The sequence below is a fragment of the Streptomyces sp. NPDC056296 genome, assembly GCF_042268605.1.
In the GTDB taxonomy this organism is placed as follows: Bacteria; Actinomycetota; Actinomycetes; order Streptomycetales; family Streptomycetaceae; genus Streptomyces.
Window position 1 is genome coordinate 161,065 of the sequence record NZ_JBHJRX010000009.1, and the last position, 17,266, is coordinate 178,330.

At 72.0% G+C, this 17,266-nt stretch carries 16 protein-coding genes; 7 read left to right on the top strand and 9 right to left on the bottom strand.

All coding sequences use genetic code 11. From position 1 onward, the window contains the following. Positions 1–35: 35 nt before the first annotated feature. Positions 36–479: an ATP-binding protein gene (locus ACFCZF_RS09080; RefSeq protein WP_376671129.1), complete on the bottom strand. Its 444-nt coding sequence runs from the start codon at positions 477–479 to the stop codon at positions 36–38. A gap of 104 nt (positions 480–583) precedes the next feature. Here ACFCZF_RS09080 and ACFCZF_RS09085 point away from each other — a divergent pair, with 104 nt between their 5' ends. From ACFCZF_RS09085 to ACFCZF_RS09095, 3 genes are read left to right on the top strand one after another with little or no spacing between them, the layout of a single operon-like run. Further along, entirely contained in the window at positions 584–1,396 is an 813-nt protein-coding gene (locus ACFCZF_RS09085) for a helix-turn-helix domain-containing protein (RefSeq protein ID WP_376671098.1), read from the top strand. After that, a complete protein-coding gene (locus ACFCZF_RS09090; RefSeq protein ID WP_376671099.1) occupies positions 1,393–1,581 on the top strand; it encodes a DUF397 domain-containing protein in 189 nt (62 codons plus the stop codon). The genes ACFCZF_RS09085 and ACFCZF_RS09090 overlap by 4 nt, the downstream gene beginning before the upstream one ends. Before the next feature lie 31 nt (positions 1,582–1,612). Beyond that, the gene (locus ACFCZF_RS09095) at positions 1,613–2,119 is read left to right on the top strand and encodes a DUF2165 domain-containing protein (protein WP_376671100.1); all 507 of its coding nucleotides are present in this window, start codon (positions 1,613–1,615) and stop codon (positions 2,117–2,119) included. On the opposite strand, the gene ACFCZF_RS09100 is transcribed toward ACFCZF_RS09095, so the two are convergent. Continuing rightward, positions 2,103–2,666 carry a hypothetical protein gene (locus tag ACFCZF_RS09100; protein WP_376671101.1) on the bottom strand — a complete coding sequence of 188 codons (564 nt, stop codon included), beginning with the start codon at positions 2,664–2,666 and terminating at the stop codon, positions 2,103–2,105. The two genes, ACFCZF_RS09095 and ACFCZF_RS09100, sit on opposite strands and share 17 nt — an antisense overlap. Before the next feature lie 92 nt (positions 2,667–2,758). Beyond that, complete coding sequence (locus ACFCZF_RS09105; RefSeq protein WP_376671102.1) at positions 2,759–5,371, bottom strand: bifunctional FO biosynthesis protein CofGH; 2,613 nt, start codon at positions 5,369–5,371, stop codon at positions 2,759–2,761. A gap of 208 nt (positions 5,372–5,579) precedes the next feature. Between ACFCZF_RS09105 and ACFCZF_RS09110 the strand changes: the two genes are divergently transcribed. Next, positions 5,580–7,121: a CehA/McbA family metallohydrolase gene (locus ACFCZF_RS09110; protein ID WP_376671103.1), complete on the top strand. Its 1,542-nt coding sequence runs from the start codon at positions 5,580–5,582 to the stop codon at positions 7,119–7,121. Between the two features lie 231 nt (positions 7,122–7,352). Here the strand turns inward: ACFCZF_RS09110 and ACFCZF_RS09115 are convergent, their stop codons facing one another. The 3 genes from ACFCZF_RS09115 to ACFCZF_RS09125 form a co-directional block, all read right to left on the bottom strand. Further along, positions 7,353–7,628, bottom strand: a complete 276-nt coding sequence (locus ACFCZF_RS09115; RefSeq protein ID WP_376671104.1) for a hypothetical protein — start codon at positions 7,626–7,628, stop codon at positions 7,353–7,355. Between the two features lie 59 nt (positions 7,629–7,687). Further along, complete coding sequence (locus ACFCZF_RS09120) at positions 7,688–8,116, bottom strand: hypothetical protein (protein ID WP_376671105.1); 429 nt, start codon at positions 8,114–8,116, stop codon at positions 7,688–7,690. Between the two features lie 263 nt (positions 8,117–8,379). Continuing rightward, complete coding sequence (locus ACFCZF_RS09125) at positions 8,380–9,201, bottom strand: endonuclease/exonuclease/phosphatase family protein (protein WP_376671106.1); 822 nt, start codon at positions 9,199–9,201, stop codon at positions 8,380–8,382. Positions 9,202–9,295: 94 nt separating this feature from the next. On the opposite strand from ACFCZF_RS09125, the gene ACFCZF_RS09130 reads away from it, so the two are divergent. Further along, complete coding sequence (locus tag ACFCZF_RS09130; RefSeq protein WP_376671107.1) at positions 9,296–9,778, top strand: nitroreductase family deazaflavin-dependent oxidoreductase; 483 nt, start codon at positions 9,296–9,298, stop codon at positions 9,776–9,778. Between the two features lie 104 nt (positions 9,779–9,882). Here ACFCZF_RS09130 and ACFCZF_RS09135 read toward each other — a convergent pair whose 3' ends face one another. Both ACFCZF_RS09135 and ACFCZF_RS09140 read right to left on the bottom strand, forming a co-directional pair. Further along, complete coding sequence (locus ACFCZF_RS09135) at positions 9,883–11,091, bottom strand: RNA-guided endonuclease InsQ/TnpB family protein (protein WP_376671108.1); 1,209 nt, start codon at positions 11,089–11,091, stop codon at positions 9,883–9,885. Continuing rightward, a complete protein-coding gene (locus ACFCZF_RS09140) occupies positions 11,088–11,249 on the bottom strand; it encodes a toxin-antitoxin system HicB family antitoxin (protein ID WP_375925681.1) in 162 nt (53 codons plus the stop codon). Before ACFCZF_RS09140 ends, ACFCZF_RS09135 begins: the two co-directional genes overlap by 4 nt. A 126-nt stretch (positions 11,250–11,375) precedes the next feature. Between ACFCZF_RS09140 and ACFCZF_RS09145 the strand changes: the two genes are divergently transcribed. After that, on the top strand, positions 11,376–14,348 hold the full coding sequence (locus tag ACFCZF_RS09145) for a BTAD domain-containing putative transcriptional regulator (RefSeq protein WP_376671109.1): 2,973 nt from the start codon (positions 11,376–11,378) through the stop codon (positions 14,346–14,348). Positions 14,349–14,563: 215 nt separating this feature from the next. Continuing rightward, a complete protein-coding gene (locus tag ACFCZF_RS09150) occupies positions 14,564–14,755 on the top strand; it encodes a hypothetical protein (RefSeq protein WP_375914124.1) in 192 nt (63 codons plus the stop codon). A gap of 81 nt (positions 14,756–14,836) precedes the next feature. On the opposite strand, the gene ACFCZF_RS09155 is transcribed toward ACFCZF_RS09150, so the two are convergent. Next, complete coding sequence (locus tag ACFCZF_RS09155) at positions 14,837–17,260, bottom strand: PQQ-binding-like beta-propeller repeat protein (protein WP_376671110.1); 2,424 nt, start codon at positions 17,258–17,260, stop codon at positions 14,837–14,839. Positions 17,261–17,266 lie beyond the last annotated feature (6 nt).

The following is a 17,266-nucleotide window of genomic DNA, read 5'->3' on the forward strand; positions in this document are numbered from 1 at the left end:
CGGTTCTTTGGTCTTTGGCGTCGCGTCCGGCCGGGTCACGTCCGGCCACGACCCGGTGACATCTCCACCCAGACGGTCTTGGCGGGGGCCGGCCCCTCGTCCACACCCCAACGGTCCGCGTACGCCGCCACGATGCGCAGTCCGCGCCCCGACTCCGCGTCCTCGGCCACCGGGTCGGCGGCGCGCGGGACCCGGTCGCCCCGCGCGTCGGTCACCTCGACACGGAGGGTGCCGTCGGTGCGCAGCCAGAGCGCCAGCCGGAAGTCCCGGCCGGGCACGCGCCCGTGCAGGACGGCGTTCGACGCCAGCTCCGCCACCACCTGCGTCACCTCCTCGGACGGCAGCCCCCAGTCGTCGAGTTGGCGCTCGGCGAGCAGCCGGGCGAGCCGGGCGCCTCTTCGCGTCGCGGACAGCTGGATCGCGAACCGCTGTCCGACAGAGGCGGCCTGTAGGTCCAATTTCGCATTCACGTCACCCAGCGTGGCCGCCGGTCCCTACTCTGAACAGCGACGACCTCGGTACCCAGCGTGACTGTCCGGGTGCCTGCCGTAGTCGTACGGGTCGTACGCCGGGAGGGGAAGACGTGGAGGACGAGGAAGCCGCGGCCGTACTCAAGACGGTCGGTCGGCAGATCAAGATGTGGCGGGAAGCCGCCGGGATGCGGCAGGCGGAACTCGGGGCCGCCATCGGCTACGGCGAGGACATGGTCTCGTCCGTCGAACGCGGGCGCCGGGTCCCCAAGCCGGACTTCCTGGACAAGGCCGACGAGGTTCTGGGCGCGGGCGGGAAGCTCGCGACCATGAAGGAGGACGTGGAGAAGGCTCGGTATCCGAAACTGGTCCGGGACCTGGCCAAGCTGGAGACCGAGTCCGTCGAGATGGGCGCCTACGCCAGCCATCACATTCACGGCCTGCTTCAGACGCCGGAATATGCGGAGGCGCTGTACGCCATGCGGCGGCCCGCGTACACCGATGACGAGATCGAGCGCCACGTCGCCGGACGCATGGCGCGGAAGGGCGTCTTCGAGCCCCAGCCCCGGAGGACGATCACCTTCGTGTTGGAGGAGGTGACATTGCGACGACCGTACGGGGGCAGAATGGTGCTGCGCCGCCAGCTCGAACACCTGCTGGAAGTTGGGACGTTGCGGCACGTCGAGCTACAAGTGATGCCCACCGACAGGGAGGAACACGCGGGCGTGATGGGTTCCTTCCGACTGCTGAAGCTCCGGGACGGCAAGACACTCGGGCATTCGGAAGGACAGCTGTACAGCCGGGTGATCCACGATCCTCGGGAGGTCCAGATCCTCGAGATGCGCTATGGCATGATCCGGGCGCAGGCTCTCACCCCCCGGGAGTCGCTGGCCTTCGTCGAGAAAGTGCTGGGAGAAGAGGCATGACCGCACTGGAGTGGTTCAAGAGCAGCTACAGCGGCAATGACGGCCCCGACTGCGTCGAGGTAGCCATAGCCCACGTCGACACCACCGTCCACGTCCGCGACTCCAAGGACAGGCAGCGCGGCGCCCGACTGGCGTTCTCCGACGCCTCCTGGACGGAGTTCGTCGAGTTCGCGACCGGGCGTTGACGGATCGGGCCGTGGGAGGAAGATCGTCGTCATGACGACCACCCCACGCGCCCTCTCTCTCGCTGCCCCCGTCCTCACGGGCATCCTCGCCCTCTACATCGCCCTCGTGGCCCTCGGGAACATCACCGATTTCGGCAGCAACCAGCAGTTCGTGCGCCACGTCCTCGCGATGGACACGACGTTCAAGGACGACGACCTGATGTGGCGGGCGATCACGAGCAAGGGCGTTCAGGACACCGCATATGTGGCGATCATCGTCTGGGAGACGGTCGCCGCGCTCGTGCTGATCTACGCGACCTGGCTGTGGCTACGCCGGGACCACGCCCCCGCGCGGCGCATGACCACGTACGGCACGCTCATGCTGATGCTGCTGTTCGGGGCCGGGTTCCTCGCCATCGGCGGGGAGTGGTTCGCGATGTGGCAGTCGGAGGACTGGAACGGGCTGGACGCCGCCACCCGGATGTTCCTGATCAGCGGTGTCGTGCTGATCGTCGCCCAGCTCACGCCCGGTGACGCGGACGCTACCCGACGACCGTGACCTTCGTGCCGGACGTCGCGAACTCCCAGAGCGCGTCGCCGTCCGCCTTGGGCAGCCGTATGCCGCCCGTGTTCGCGTCGGCGGCGGCCGGGGGCGGCGAGGAGCCGTCCACGGCGTTGGAGAAGGCGACCCACACGCCGTCCTCCTGGGCGAAGTACATGATCTGCTCGACCTGAATGCCGTCGGAGCCCGTCGTCGGGTCCTCGCGACGGGTGCCGACGCTGTACTCGCCGGGGTCGGGGTCGACCGTTCCGGGCCACACCGTGAAGGACCGTCGGGCGGCGTCGCTGGCGTCGACCAGCCACACCCGGTCCTGGCCGACCGAGTAGACGACGCGCCGCCCGGTGCCGGAGCCGTCCGGCACCCGGGTCGGGGCGGTCTCCTTCGGCGTCGGGTGCGCGTCGGCCGACGCGGAGGGGCTCGGCTTGGCGTCCGCGGCGGTGGGACGGGCTCCCTGGTCCGCCTGTACGGCCAGGACGCTCACCGCCGCGATCGCCCCCACGGTCAGTCCGGAGACCCAGGCCCATGAGGGAAGTCGGGCAGGCACGGGCACGCATCTCCTCAGCTACGAGAACCCCGACACACCGGGGGCCCGATCATCGTACTGCGGGCGGCCCGTGCCCCTGCCCCGGCCGGACGTCAGTCCAGTACCGGCAGCAGCTCCGGCAGATGACCGTCCGACGCCGTCGCCGCCCGCTGTCGCTCCTCGGACACCGGGCCGTACAGCGTCGTGCGGGGCCTGGCCGGGCGGCCCGCCGCGTCGGCGACCGCGATCAGGTCCTTGACCGACTTGTACGAGCCGTACGACGAGCCCGCCATGCGGGAGATCGTCTCCTCCATGAGGGTGCCGCCGAGGTCGTTCGCGCCGGAGCGGAGCATCTCCGCCGCACCCTCGGTGCCCAGTTTCACCCAGCTTGTCTGGATGTTGGGGATGTGCGGGTGGAGGAGGAGACGGGCCATCGCCGTCACCGCGCGGTTGTCGCGCATAGAGGGGCCCGGCCTCGCGATGCCCGCCAGGTACACCGGCGCGTTGGTGTGGATGAACGGCAGCGTCACGAACTCCGTGAAGCCGCCCGTGCGCTGCTGGATGCCGGCGAGGGTACGCAGGTGGCCCAGCCAGTGGCGGGGCTGGTCGACGTGGCCGTACATCATGGTCGAGGAGGAGCGGATGCCCAGTTCGTGGGCGGTCTCGACGACCTCGATCCAGGTCGCCGTGGGCAGCTTGCCCTTGGTGAGGATCCAGCGGACCTCGTCGTCGAGGATCTCCGCCGCCGTGCCGGGGATCGAGTCCAGGCCCGCTTCCTTCGCCGCGCTCAGCCACTCGCGGATGGACATGCCGGTGCGCGTCGCGCCGTTGACGACCTCCATCGGGGAGAAGGCGTGCACGTGCATACCGGGGACGCGTTCCTTGACCGCCCTCGCGATGTCGAAGTACGCGGTGCCGGGCAGGTCCGGGTGGATGCCGCCCTGCATGCAGACCTCGATCGCCCCCACGTCCCAGGCCTGCTGCGCGCGGTCGGCGACCTGCTCCAGGGAGAGCGTGTACGCGTCGGCGTCCGTGCGGCGCTGGGCGAAGGCGCAGAAGCGGCAGCCGGTGTAGCAGACGTTGGTGAAGTTGATGTTGCGGGTGACGATGTACGTGACGTCGTCGCCCGACACGGACTTGCGCACGTCGTCGGCCACCTCGCACAGGGCGTCCAGCGCCGGGCCGTCGGCGTGCAGCAGGGCGAGGGCCTCGTCGTCCGTGAGCTTCGTGGGGTCGTCGGCCGCCGTCGCCAGCGCCTGGCGTACGTCGGTGTCGATGCGCTCGGGTGTCATGCCGGGGGCGGCGGCCTCGCGCAGGGCGCCCCAGTCGCCGTACACCTCGTCGAAGTCGTCGCGGCGGTCCGACGTACGGCCCTCGGTGTCGATGGTGGTGTGCAGGTCGGTGCGGCCGGTCGCGGTGAAAGCCTCGTCGGGTTCCTGCCACGGGTGGCCCTCGACCGTCGCGTCCTCGCGGGCCAGGCCGGTGGCCGGGTCGGCGAGGGCCGCGACGTGCGGGCGCAGCCGCGGGTCCAGCCAGGGTTCGCCGCGCTGGACGAACTCCGGGTACACGCAGAGGCGTTCGCGCAGCTCGAAGCCGGCCGTGCGGGACTTCTCGGCGAGTTCGTCGATCTGCGGCCAGGGGCGTTCGGGGTTGACGTGGTCGATGGTGAGCGGGGAGACCCCGCCCCAGTCGTCGATGCCCGCGCCGATCAGCCGCTCGTACTCCGAGTCGACCAGATTCGGCGGGGCCTGGAGGCAGGCGGACGGGCCCATGATGTGCCGGGCGACGGCGACCGTGGCGACCAGTTCGTCCAGTTCCGCGTCGGGCATGCCGCGCATCGCCGTGTCCGGCTTGGCGCGGAAGTTCTGGATGATCAGTTCCTGGATGCCGTGGTAGGCGCGGGAGACCTTGCGGAGGGCGAACAGCGACTCGGCGCGCTCCTCGTAGGTCTCGCCGATGCCGATGAGGACGCCGGAGGTGAAGGGGACCGAGGAGCGGCCGGCGTCCTCCAGGACGCGCAGGCGGACGGCCGGTTCCTTGTCCGGGGAGCCGTGGTGTGGGCCGCCGGGCTCGGACCACAGGCGGGTCGCGGTGGTCTCCAGCATCATGCCCATGGAGGGGGCGACCGGCTTGAGGCGCTGGAAGTCCGTCCAGGTCATGACGCCGGGATTGAGGTGCGGGAGGAGGCCCGTCTCCTCCAGGATGCGGATCGAGATGGCGCGGACGTAGGCGATCGTGTCGTCGTAGCCGTGCGCGTCGAGCCACTCGCGCGCCTCGGGCCAGCGGTCCTCGGGCTTGTCGCCGAGGGTGATGAGGGCTTCCTTGCAGCCGAGGGCGGCGCCGCGCCGGGCGATGTCGAGGACCTCGTCGGGGGACATGAACATCCCGTGTCCCTCGCGGCGCAGCTTGCCGGGGACGGTGACGAAGGTGCAGTAGTGGCACTTGTCCCGGCACAGCCGGGTCAGCGGGACGAAGACGCTTTTCGAGTACGTGATGACGCCGGGGCGTCCGGCGGCCTCCAGGCCCGCGTCCCGGACCCGGGCGGCGGACTCGGTGAGCGCTTCGAGGTCCTCGCCGCGGGCCTGGAGCAGCACCGCCGCCTCGGACACGTCGAGGGCGACGCCGTCCCGCGCGCGTTTGAGGGCGCGACGCAGGGAGTTCTCGGTGGGACCCGTAGGACCCGTGGGGTCGGCGGGTCCGGTTCCGGAGGTCGCGGAAGTCGTCATCCTTCGAGCATACGAGCGGGATGATCAGGACGCCGGGCCCGTCCCGCCGGCCCACCGCGGCGGGCCCGCCACCCCACCGCGCGGTTTCCCGCTCTCAATCCGCCGAACCCCTTTCCTTGCCCGGGAGTTCACGGCTCAATACGAGGGTTGCACGCACCACCCCTGCACCACCGATGTCATGTCATTGACGACACCTGGGAGCAGCAGCATGTGCGAGGACGACCACGCCGGGATCGGCAGACGCGCGGTGTTCGTGACGGGAGCCGCCGCCGCGCTTACGTTGGGAAGTGTGAGCTTCGCTTCGGCGGCCGGCCGGAACAGCCGGAACCAACAGACCAGGACCGTGCGCGGCACCCTTCCGCCCGGTTCCCCCGACTTCGTGTACGTCCCGGTCGAAGTCCCCACGGGGGTCCGGGAGATCAAGGTCGCCTACACCTACGACCGCCCCACCGTCCCGGCCGGCACCCAGGGCAACGCCCTCGACATCGGCCTCTTCGACGAGCGCGGCACCGATCTGGGGGGCCGGGGCTTCCGCGGCTGGTCGGGCGGTGCGCGCACGGAGTTCTTCGTCCGGGCCGACGAGGCGACGCCGGGGTACATCCCGGGGCCCGTGCGAGCGGGTGTGTGGAACGTCGCGCTCGGCCCGTACACGGTGGCCCCGCGGGGGCTGTCGTACGAGATCACGATCACGCTGACGTACGGGGACGGGGACGGGGACAAGGCCGTACGGCCGGTGTATCCGCCCGAGCGCGCCAAGGGGCGGGGGCGTGCCTGGTACCGGGGCGACTGCCACCTGCACTCCGTGTACTCCGACGGCCGCTACACGCTCGCCGAGATCGCGGCGCTGGCGCGGGCGGCGGGCCTGGACTTCATCAACTCCTCCGAGCACAACACGCACTCGGCGCACGCGCACTGGGCCGAGGTGGCCGGGGACGACCTGCTGATCCTGCTCGGCGAGGAGGTGACGACCCGCAACGGCCACGTCGTCGCCCTCGGCACCGACCCCGGCACCTTCGTCGACTGGCGCTACCGGGCCCGCGACAACCGCTTCGGCCGTTTCGCCCGGCAGATCCGCCGCGCCGGCGGCCTGGTCGTCCCGGCCCACCCGCACGCCACCTGCATCGGCTGCAACTGGAAGTTCGGGTTCGGGGAGGCGGACGCGGTCGAGGTGTGGAACGGGGCCTACACGCCCGACGACGAGGTGGCGCTGGCCGACTGGGACGGCATGCTGGTCGCCGCCGTGCGGGACGGGCGCGACGGGCGGGACGGACGCGGCTGGCTCCCGGCGATGGGCAGCAGCGACTCGCACCGCGCCCCGGACGTCATCGGCCGCCCGCAGACCGTCGTCCTCGCCGACGACCTGACGCGGGAGGCGATCCAGGAGGGCATCCGGGCGGGGCGGTCGTACGTCGCCGAGTCGGCGAAGGTGTCGCTGGCCCTCACCGCGTCCGGCGGCCGGGGCGAGCACGCCGGCATCGGCGAGCGGCTGCGCGTGGACGCCGACAGCCCGGTCACCGTCCGCCTGGAGGTGTCGGGCGCGCCGCGCTGCACGGTGCGCTTCGTCACGGACCAGGGCGTGCTGTTCACCGGGCCACCGCTGCCGGTGTCCGGGTCGGGCGTCGTGGAGTGGCGGACGACCGCCTCGTACGCGGCGTACGTACGGGCGGAACTGCGGCACGAGGCGGCGGCGGGACCCCTGCCGGGGGCACTGGCCGCGTTCACGAATCCGGTTTTCCTGGGGCGACGGTAGGGCGAAGGCAGGCCGACGGCAGGCATATTCGAGTAATCGGGAAACCGGCCGCATTATCGTTCGCCGCCTCGGGCCGTGTAGCGCTCATGTAGACTCGTCGTGCGTTATCGCAAGGGGAAGGAAGCCTCAAGGTGATCTGACAGGCGTGGAAACCGAAGGTCCCTCGGACTTCCTTCCCCGATTACCGCTCTCGCTCCTCGGCGGAGAATGCGCAGTCGTGCAATTCCCGCGCTACTGGCGGACGAGGGCGATCACATTCCAGACGAACGCCCCGTGGACGAGAAGACACGTGGCCCATGCCCCGCCCGTGCGGGTCCCGTGGCGCAGCACCGTGCTCCACCCGACCGCCATCAGGACGGCGGACAGGGCCAGAAGCCCCCAGGAAGCGGCGAGCCACGGCGTGGAAAGCTCCGTGAAGAGCCTGACCAGCGCCAGGGGAGCGAGCGCGAGCAGAGGCAGGGCCCACGTGCCTTCCGTGGCGGCGCGGGGGGACATGGTGACGGTCATACCGAGTACTCCGTGTCTTCGTGTTCCGACCGGGTGGAGCCCGCGTCAGCCGTCAGCCGTCAGCGAAGGGCGTTGTAGATCTCAAGGAGCGTCAGGCCCGGAGTGATGGCCTTGATCGGGGCCTTCACCCACCAGGACAGCCCGTCGTACCACTTCTTGAAGTCGCTGTACTTGCCCTTGATGGCCTTCGCGAAGCCGCCGATCTTGCTGAACGCGGCCTTGATCGCACCCCACTTGCCGGCCGCCGCGTACTGGCCGTCGGCGACCGCGCGCATCTCCGAGCGCTCGGCCGCGGACAGTTCGGCCGCCAGCGGGCTCGCCAGCAGGGTGCGCGCCGCCTGCTGGGCCTCGGCCTGCTGCGTGACGGTGACGGTGGCCCGCGCCGGGCTCGGGGCGGGCTGGGCCGCCTGGGCCAGACCGGCGGTCCCGCCGAGCGCGACGGCCGTGACGGCCGAAACGGCGGCCATACGCAGTGCATTGCTGTTCATTCGCATCTTCCTTGCGTCGTCGCAAGGGGAAAGAAGCCCGTACATGGGCGATCTGAACAGGCGTGGAAACCGACGGTCCCCCCGGTACTTCTTCCCCCGATTCGGTCTGCCGTCGACCCTCTGGTCAGGAGGGAAAAACGGCATGTACCGGAACTCCATTGGTCGGTGGAGCGCCAGGCACACGAGCATGCTACCCACGAATCGATCACTTGACCACCGGCACATACACGCACGGTAATTGAGCCTTCATCGAATTCAGGGCGTCAATTCCCGGCCAGGTCCACGACGACCGCCGCGTGGTCGGAGGGCCAGACACCGTCCACGGGGCCGTCGCCCGCCCGTCGTGCAGCGCGTACACGGCCGAGTCCTTCCGGGCCGGGCTGGCCGACGAGGACGTAGTCGATCCGCGCACCCGGCACCGGCCCGACGGGGATGTACGGGTTGGCGCCGTCCCAGGTGGCCGACGGGGCCGACGGGTCGGCGTACTCCCAGGCGTCGAGCAGGGCGGCGGCCCGCCCGGGGGCGGGGGGCGTCGGACGGGTGAGGAGGCGGACCTCGGCGGAGTCGGGGGTGGCGTTGAAGTCCCCGGTGACGACGGGCGGGAAGGCGGTGCCGTGGCGGTGCCCGGCGACGAAGTCCGCGAGCGCGGCGACCTGTTCGCGGCGCACCGCCGAGGCGTGGCCGCCCGAGTTCAGGTGGGCGGTGAAGAACGGGACCGGGTGGCCGGGCACGTCCAGGCGGGCGTAGAACGCGAGGCGTCCGTCGTCGAGCTCCTCGGGTGCGGGCAGCCGCAGCGCGGCCCGCTCCACCACGGGCCAGCGGCTGAGCACCGCGGTGCCGATCCCGACCGTGTCGTCCCCGATCCGCCGCTGCCACCGCTCGGGGGCCTCGGAGGCGGCCCAGGCGCAGTGCAGGCCGAGTTCACCGGCCAGCCACTCGGCGAGGTTCGCGCCGTCGTCGGCGGCCCACACCTCCTGGAGACCGACGACATCGGGCCGCAACTCCGCCAGCACGGCGAGGATCGCCTTCTGCCGGTCGGCCCACGGCCCGAACCGCCACCACAGATTCCAGGTCACGACCCGCACGCCCGCACCACCCGTCTCTTGGCCCTGCCCAAATCTTCCCTCTGAGGTTTTCCGGGGAACATGGAGGCACACGAGACGGGAGCGCGAACGAACGATGTCGAAGCCGTCCAACCCCGGGAATCCGCCCTACGCCCAGAAGCCGCCCTACGCCGAGAAGAAGTACCGGGCCGTCACGGCCGTCCAGCGACGCCTCAACGCCGTCCTGCGCCGCCTGCCGACCCAGACCGTGCTGGAGACCACCGGCCGCGTCTCCGGCCTCCCCCGCCGCACGCCGGTCGGCGGGCGCCGGGTGGGCGACTCCTTCTGGCTGGTGTCGGAGTTCGGCGAGCGGTCCCAGTACGTCCGCAACATCCGGGCCGATCCGCGGGTACGGGTGCGGATCCGGGGCCGCTGGCACCCGGGGACGGCCCACCTCCTGGCCGACGACGACCCGATCACGCGCCTGCGGCGCCTGCCCCGCTTCAACAGCCTCGCGGTGCGGGCCATGGGGGTCGGGACGGGGCTGCTGACGGTGCGGGTGGACCTGGAGAGTGAGGGAGCAGGTGAGGGAGCTGTGATCGGCGTCTCCCACGGCTGACGAGGTCGGCATGAACAAGGCAAACTGACGTAGTTGCTCAGAATGCCTAGGGGGACTGCGTGACTCCACCCACGCGTAAACGCGCGGGCTTCCTGCGTCGGTGGCTAAGCCGCCGCGCAGAGGACCAGCCCGGCCCTGTTGAGGACGTTCGTCGCGCCGACGTGGTCCGCGTTGGCCGCGAACCCGCATCTGACGCATGCGAAATTCGCCTGGGTGACGCGATTCTCCTTCGCGCCGTGCCCGCACTCGGGGCACGTGCGGGAGGTGTTGCGCGCGTCCACCGGGACCACGAGGCGACCGGCACTCTCAGCCTTGTCCGCCAGGATTCCGAGGAACTGCGCCCAACCCGCATCGAGGATGCTGCGGTTGAGCCCGGCCTTCGCGGCAGCCCCGTCCGGCAGGAAGCCGCCGGGCTGCTCGGGGTCGGCCTTGGGTGCGGGGCTCTTGGTCATGCCCACCGTGTTCAGCCGCTCGTGCGCGATCACGTCATGGTCGGCGATCAGCGTACGTGCGGTCTTGTGGTGGAAGTCGAGCCGTTGCCGCCGGATCTTGCCGTGCAGCCTGGCGACCTTCCGGGCCGCCGCGCGGTGGCGCTTGGTGCGTTGCCGAGTTCGTCTGGGGAACGTCGCCAGGTGCCGCTGAGCCTCGGCCAGCTCCTCGGCCATCGCTTTCAGGAAGCGCGGGTTGGCGACGTGTTCGCCGTCGGATGTGGTCAGGAAGTGGGCGACGCCCATGTCGATGCCGACGGTTCCGCCGGTGGGCGGCAGCTCCTCGGCGGGCACGTTGTCACAGGCCAGGACGACGTACCAGCGGTTCCCCTCGCGTTTCACCGAGACTGTCCTGACGCGGCCCTGTACCGGCCGGTGCTGGTGCACGCGCACATGCCCCACACCTTGAAGGCGGACGCGGGTTGGACGGTCGTCGGGGGTGGAGTCCCAGCGGCAGCCATCGCCGTCCTTCGGGAAGACGACCGTGTCGAAGTGCCCGACCCCCTTGAACCTGGGGTAGCCGGACGTCTGCCCGGCCTTGACCCGCTTGAAGAACGCCTGGAACGCCTTGTCCAGCCTGCGCAGGGTGGCCTGCTGGCTGGAGAACGACCAGCGGCCCTGCTGCTCCGGGTCGAACGCCCGGATCTCCTTCAGCTGCGCGGACTGGCCGCCGTAACGGACGGCTGTCTTCGACGCGTGCCGGTAGGCATCCCGGCGTTCCTGGAGCGCGCCGTTGTACAGCGAGCAGTGGTCCCGCAGCATGTCGGTGAGGGCCACTGCCTGGCGTCGGGTCGGGCGCAGGAGGAACTTGTACGCGCGGATCACGCCTTGCGCCTGCGTTCCGCCCGAAGGCCCTCGGCCAGAAGGATGCACGCGGCAGCGTTGATCGAGATACCCGCCGCGTCGGCGTACTCCTCGACCTGCCGCTTCAAGTCCGGTGGAACGCGCAGATTCAGCGACTCCCGGCGATCACCTCTAGCCACAACCAAAACGCTACCAGAAGAGACGGCGACTCAGGTCCAGAACGAGACGCCGCGCTGCTCCGCAGCGCAGTTGCCGATTCGATTCCCCCACCGGCTGAAGCCGGTAGTCCCCTCGAAAGGACTCTGATGGACGGTGTACCGCGGGTACCGGAGCAGCGGCGTCCCGGGTCCCCGGCGGAACCGGACCAGTCGACGGCGCTGCGTTTCGGGGTGCTCGGACCCGTACGCGCCTGGCGCGGCGAGGAACCGCTGGCCACCGGCTCCCCGCAGCAGCGCGCCCTGCTGGCCGCGCTGCTGCTCCGCGAGGGCCGTACGGCCACGGCCGCCGAACTGATCGACGCCCTGTGGGGCGAGGAACCTCCGTCGCAGGCGCTGGCGGCGCTGCGCACGTACGCGTCCCGGCTGCGGAAGGTGCTGGACGCCGGGGTCCTGGTGAGCGAGTCGGGCGGATACGCCGTGCGGGGCCTGGACGAAGGGGCGTTGGACCTGGCCGCCGCCCAGGACCTGGCCGCCGAGGCGGAGAAGGCACGGACCGCCGGGGACCTGTGCCACGCCCGTGACGTGCTGCGCCGCGCACTGGCACGGTGGGACGGCGAGGTGCTGGCGGGCGTCCCGGGCCCCTACGCGCAGGCGCAACGCGTCCGCCTGGAGGAGTGGCGGCTCCAACTCCTCGAAACCTGCCTCGACATGGACCTGGAACAGGGCTGCCACGCCGAGGCGGTGTCGGAACTCACGGCCCTCACGGCGGCGCACCCCCTGCGCGAACGCCTGCGCGAACTGCTGATGCTGGCCCTCTACCGCAGCGGGCGCCAGGCCGAGGCACTCGCCGTCTACGCCGACACGCGGCGCCTGCTCGCCGACGAACTGGGCGTCGACCCGCGGCCCGGCCTCCGGGAACTCCAGCAGCGCATCCTCCAGGCCGACCCGGGCCTGGCCGAGCCGTCGGCACCGGCCGCGGAGACGACGGCGCCCCCGGTCCGTCCGGCCCAGCTACCCGCCTCGGTCTCGGATTTCACGGGCCGGGCGTCCTCCGTCCGTGAGCTGAGCGACGTACTGGCCTCCGCCTCCGGCGAGAAGGACGCGGGCCGCGTGATGGCGGTCTCCGCGCTGGCCGGCATCGGCGGCGTCGGCAAGACGACCCTCGCGGTGCACGTCGCCCACCAGGCGCGGGCCGCCTTCCCGGACGGGCAGTTGTACGTCGACCTCCAGGGCGCGGGCGCGCGGGCGGCGGAACCGGAGACGGTACTGGGCTCCTTCCTGCGCGCCCTGGGTACGGCCGACTCGGCCGTACCGGACTCCCTGGAGGAGCGGGCCGCCCTGTACCGCTCCGTCCTGGACGGCCGCCGCGTCCTCGTCCTCCTCGACAACGCCAGGGACGCCGCACAGGTACGCCCGCTGCTGCCCGGTACGGACGGCTGCGCGGCGCTGGTGACGTCGCGGGTGCGGATGGTGGACCTCGCCGGGGCGCACCTGGTCGACCTGGACGTGATGTCCCCCGACGAGGCGCTGGCCCTCTTCACGAAGATCGTGGGCGAGGAGCGGGTGGCCTCGGAGCGGGAGGCGGCGCTGGACGTGGTCGGGGCGTGCGGCTTCCTGCCCCTGGCGATCCGCATCGCCGCGTCCCGGCTGGCGGCCCGCCGCACGTGGACGGTGTCCGTCCTCGCCGCCAAGCTGGCGGACGAGCGGCGCCGCCTGGACGAACTCCAGGCCGGCGACCTGGCCGTCAAGGCCACCTTCGAACTGGGCTACGGCCAACTGGAACCGGCCCAGGCCCGCGCCTTCCGGCTGCTGGGGCTGGCCGACGGCCCGGACATCTCCCTCGCGGCGGCGGCGGCCGTACTGGACCTCCCGGCGGAGGACACCGAGGACCTCCTGGAGTCCCTGGTGGACACGTCGCTGCTCGAATCGGCGGCACCGGGCCGGTACCGGCTCCACGACCTGGTCCGCCTCTACGCGCGTGCGTGCGCGGAGCGGGACGAGCAACCGCCGAGCGAGCGGGGGGCCGCGCTGTCGCGGCTGCTGGACTTCTACCTGGCCACGGCGGCGGGCGTCTACGCGATCGAGCGGCCCGGCGACCGGCTGGTGGACGGCCTGGAGCCGACGGAGTACCCGGGGCTCACGTTCGACGACGGTTCGGCGGCGCTGGACTGGCTGTACAGCGAGGCGGCGCCGTTGCTCGCGTGCGTGCGGCAGTGCGCCGGAACGGCCAGGTTGCGGCGGGCGGTCGACCTGCTGTGGGCGGCCAAGGACCTGACGGAGTCCGGTGCCAACTCCCACCAGTACGAGACGACGGCACGCGCGATGTGCGACGCCACCGAGGACGCCGGGGACGCACGCGCGCAGGGCCGGGCCCGGACCACCCTCACCAACGTCCTGCTGGTCTCCGGCCGCATCCAGCAGGCCGCCGAACAGGCGGAGTCGGCGATGACGCTGGCGGAGGCCGCGCGGGACACGACCGCCGTGAGCTGGGTCGCCAACGACCGGGGGCTCATCTCGCTGCACCAGGGCCGGTACGCGGACGGACGGGCCTTCCTGGAGCAGGCCATCGACGGGTACCGGGCAGCCGACAACCGCGCCGGCGAAGCGCTCAGTCTGTGCAACCTCTCCCGCGCGCACCTGGGTATGGGCAACACCGAGAAGGCGGTGGCCATCGCGCACCGCGGGCTGACCGCGCAACTCGACATCGGCAAGACCATGCGGCTGGCCAACGGGCACTTCACGCTGGGCATCGCGCTGACCGCGGCCGGCCGCCACAGCGAGGCCCTCCAGCAGTTCTCCGACGCCCTGCGCATCTTCGAGGGTCATCGACAGCGCCTCTGGCAGGGCACGACCAACTTCCGTATCGCAGAGGTGCACTTGGCCGCGCGTCGTCCCGCGCAGGCGGCACAGCACTCGGAACAGGCACTGGCGCTGGGCTGTATCGGTGGCGACCGTATGCGGGGAAACGTCCTGACGCTGCTGGGACGCTCCCTGTCCGCGCTCGGGCAGGTGGACCGGGCGAAGGCGTGCTGGCAGGAGGCGCTCAACCTGCTCCAGCAGTGCGGCGCACCGCAGGCGGACGAGGTGAGGGCGCTCCTTACGCCCCTGACGGCTGCCTGACAGCCACCGCTGTGGGCGTGCGGATGGGGCGTTCAGCATTCGTTTATCGCCCTCGGGCACTGTCGTTCCCGCCACACCGTCGCGTCGGGGGGCAGGCGGGGTGGCCGGGAGCCCGGGAAGTATCGTGCGGCTCCGAACGCCCGTCCGGCGGCCCACGGGGGAGCTACCGGACGGGCGTTGCCCACTCGCCGACATCGCAGCAAAGGACTGATGACATGAGCGACAAGAAGCAGGACGCGGAGATCACCCCGCAGGACAACGCCATGCCCACGCCGCCGGCGAACGACGAGACCGTCACCACGCTCGACAACGCCATGCCCAGTGGGCCCGCCCATGACGCCATCAAGACGATGGACAACGCCATGCCGGCCCCGCCCGCCCTGGACCTGGACGGCGACGGCAAGTAGACCTTCTTCCCACACGGGGATCGGCCGCGGCGGCGCGGAGGGGAGCCGCCGCGGCCGACGTGTGTCCGCCGCGGCCCGCACTCAGGTGGTGCGGGCCGTTCCCGTGCCCTTCTCCGCGTCCAGGGCGTACACGCAGCGGTCCTTGCTGCACGCGTACACGATGCCGTCGCGGACGACCGGTGAGCCGGTGATCTCGCCGCCGGTCGCCAGCTTCCAGCGGAGGCGGCCGTCGTCGGCCTTGAGGGTGTAGAGCAGGTGGTCGGTCGAGCCGAAGTGGATGCGGCCCTCGGCCACCGCCGGGGCGCCCACGATGTCGCCGCCCGCCTGGAAGCGCCACTTGGGAGTGCCGGTGACCGCGTCCAGGGTGTAGAGCCCCTTGCCGCTGCCCACGTGGACGTGGCCGGCGGCCACCAGGACCGGGTCGGTCGAGGAGCGGGCCTCCGTGGCGATGCGCCAGCGGTCGCGGCCGTCGGTGGCGTCGAGGGCGTAGACCGTGCCGAGGTAGTCGGCCAGGTAGACGCCGCCGCCGGTCACCGCGGGGCCCGGCACGAAGGTGGGCGGGGCGAGGAAGACCGCCGGGGCCTCGAAGTGCCAGCGGACGTGGCCGGTGGTGACCTCCAGGGCGAGGGCCCGGGTACCGGCACAGACGTAGACGTAGCCGTCGGGGGCGTGGGCGACACGGACCGGGACCCCGCCGCAGGAGGCGGCGTCGCCGATCGGGTACGACCAGCGCTCGTCGCCGGTGCGGGCGTCCAGGGCGCGCAGCCGGGCGTCCTGCCAGACGTACACCGTGCCGTCGTGGAGGGCCGCGGCCGCCTCCGGGGACTCGAAGTCGGTCTGGGCGCCGGTGATCTCCCACAGCTTCTGGCCGCCGGAGGCCTCCCAGCCCTGGACGCCGCCGCCGCGGGTGGCGGTGACCACGGTGCCGCGGGACGCCTGCAGCGAGTACACCCAGGCGTCCGTCTGCAGACGCCACAGGTCGGCGCCCTCGCGGGCGTCCAGGGCGAAGAGGGTCGGGCCGTCGGAGGCGTGGATACGGCCGTCCGCGACCGCCATCGACCAGGCGACGTCCCGGGTCTTGAAGCGGCGGCGCCCGGTCGCCACGTCCAGGGCGTGCACCTCGAAGGAGGTGACGTAGACGAGGTCCCCGGCGACGGACGGCGTGCCCCAGACGTCGTTGGACATGCGGAAGCGCCAGGGGCGCCAGCCCGCCGGTGACGCCTCGGGAGGCGCGGTGGGGGCGGGCGGGGCCGCAGCCGGTACGGCGGGGTCGGCGCCGTTGACGCCGGGGCGCGGGCGGGACCAGGACGCGGCGAGGGCGGACTCCGGCGGGGGCGCGGCGACCGCCGCGGAGCGCATGTCGGCGACGCGCGGGCCGGGGCCGATGGGCACCGGGGCGCCGGCCAGCCGGACCGGGCCGGAGTCGGGGGCGCCGACGGGCGCGGGCACCGACGGTCCGTGCACGGGCGGCGCCGGTACGACGGGGTCGCGCGAGGGCGGGGGCGGCAGCACGGGCGCGGGTACGGCGGGGCGGGCGCCGGCCGGGCCACCGCCACCGCCACCGCCGCGTCCGCCGCCCGTCGCGGCGGGCTTGACCGGGGGGCGCGGGCGCCCGTTGCGGCGGCTCTCGATCAGGGCCACCGCCCGATCGGGCAGCCACGCCGACGCCGTACCGCTGTCGTCGGAGCCGGAGCCGAACAGGTGCGGGGCGAGTTGCGCCTGGAGGTCGGCGGGGTTGGGGCGGCCGGTCGCCTCCATCTGCATGCAGGACTCGATGAGCGGGCGCAGTTCGTCCGGGAGCCCTTCGAGGTCCGGGCCCTCGCGCAGCAGCATGAAGACCGTCTCGACCGGGTTGGCGCCGTGGAAGGGCGGGTGTCCGGTGGCGGCGAAGACCAGCATGGAGCCGAGCGAGAACACGTCGCTCGCGCCGGTGACGCTGCGGGAGTCCTTCGCCTGCTCCGGGGACATGTAGGCGGGGGTGCCGACGGCGACGTTCGTCATCGTCAGACGGGTGTTCGATACGCCGGACGCGATACCGAAGTCGATCACCCGGGGGCCGTCCTCGACGACGAGGACGTTGGAGGGCTTGAGGTCGCGGTGGACGAGTCCGGCGCCGTGGATCGACTGGAGCGCCTCCGCCACGCCCGCCGCCAGCCAGCGCACCGCCTGGGCCGGCAGCGGCCCGCACTCGTTCACTATCTCTTCGAGGGAGGGCGCGGGAACGTAGGCCGTGGCCAGCCACGGGACCGCCGCGCGCGGGTCGGCGTCGACCACCGCCGCCGTGTAGAAGCCGGAGACCGCGCGGGCCGCCTCCACCTCACGCGTGAAGCGGACGCGGAACAGCTGGTCCTCCGCCAGCTCCGTGCGGACCGTCTTGATCGCCACACGCCGGCCGGACGCCGAGCGCGCGAGATAGACCAGCCCCATGCCGCCGGCGCCGAGCCGGCCCAGCACCTCGAACGGCCCGATCCGCCGCGGATCGTGCTGCGTCAGCTGATCCACCACTTGCCT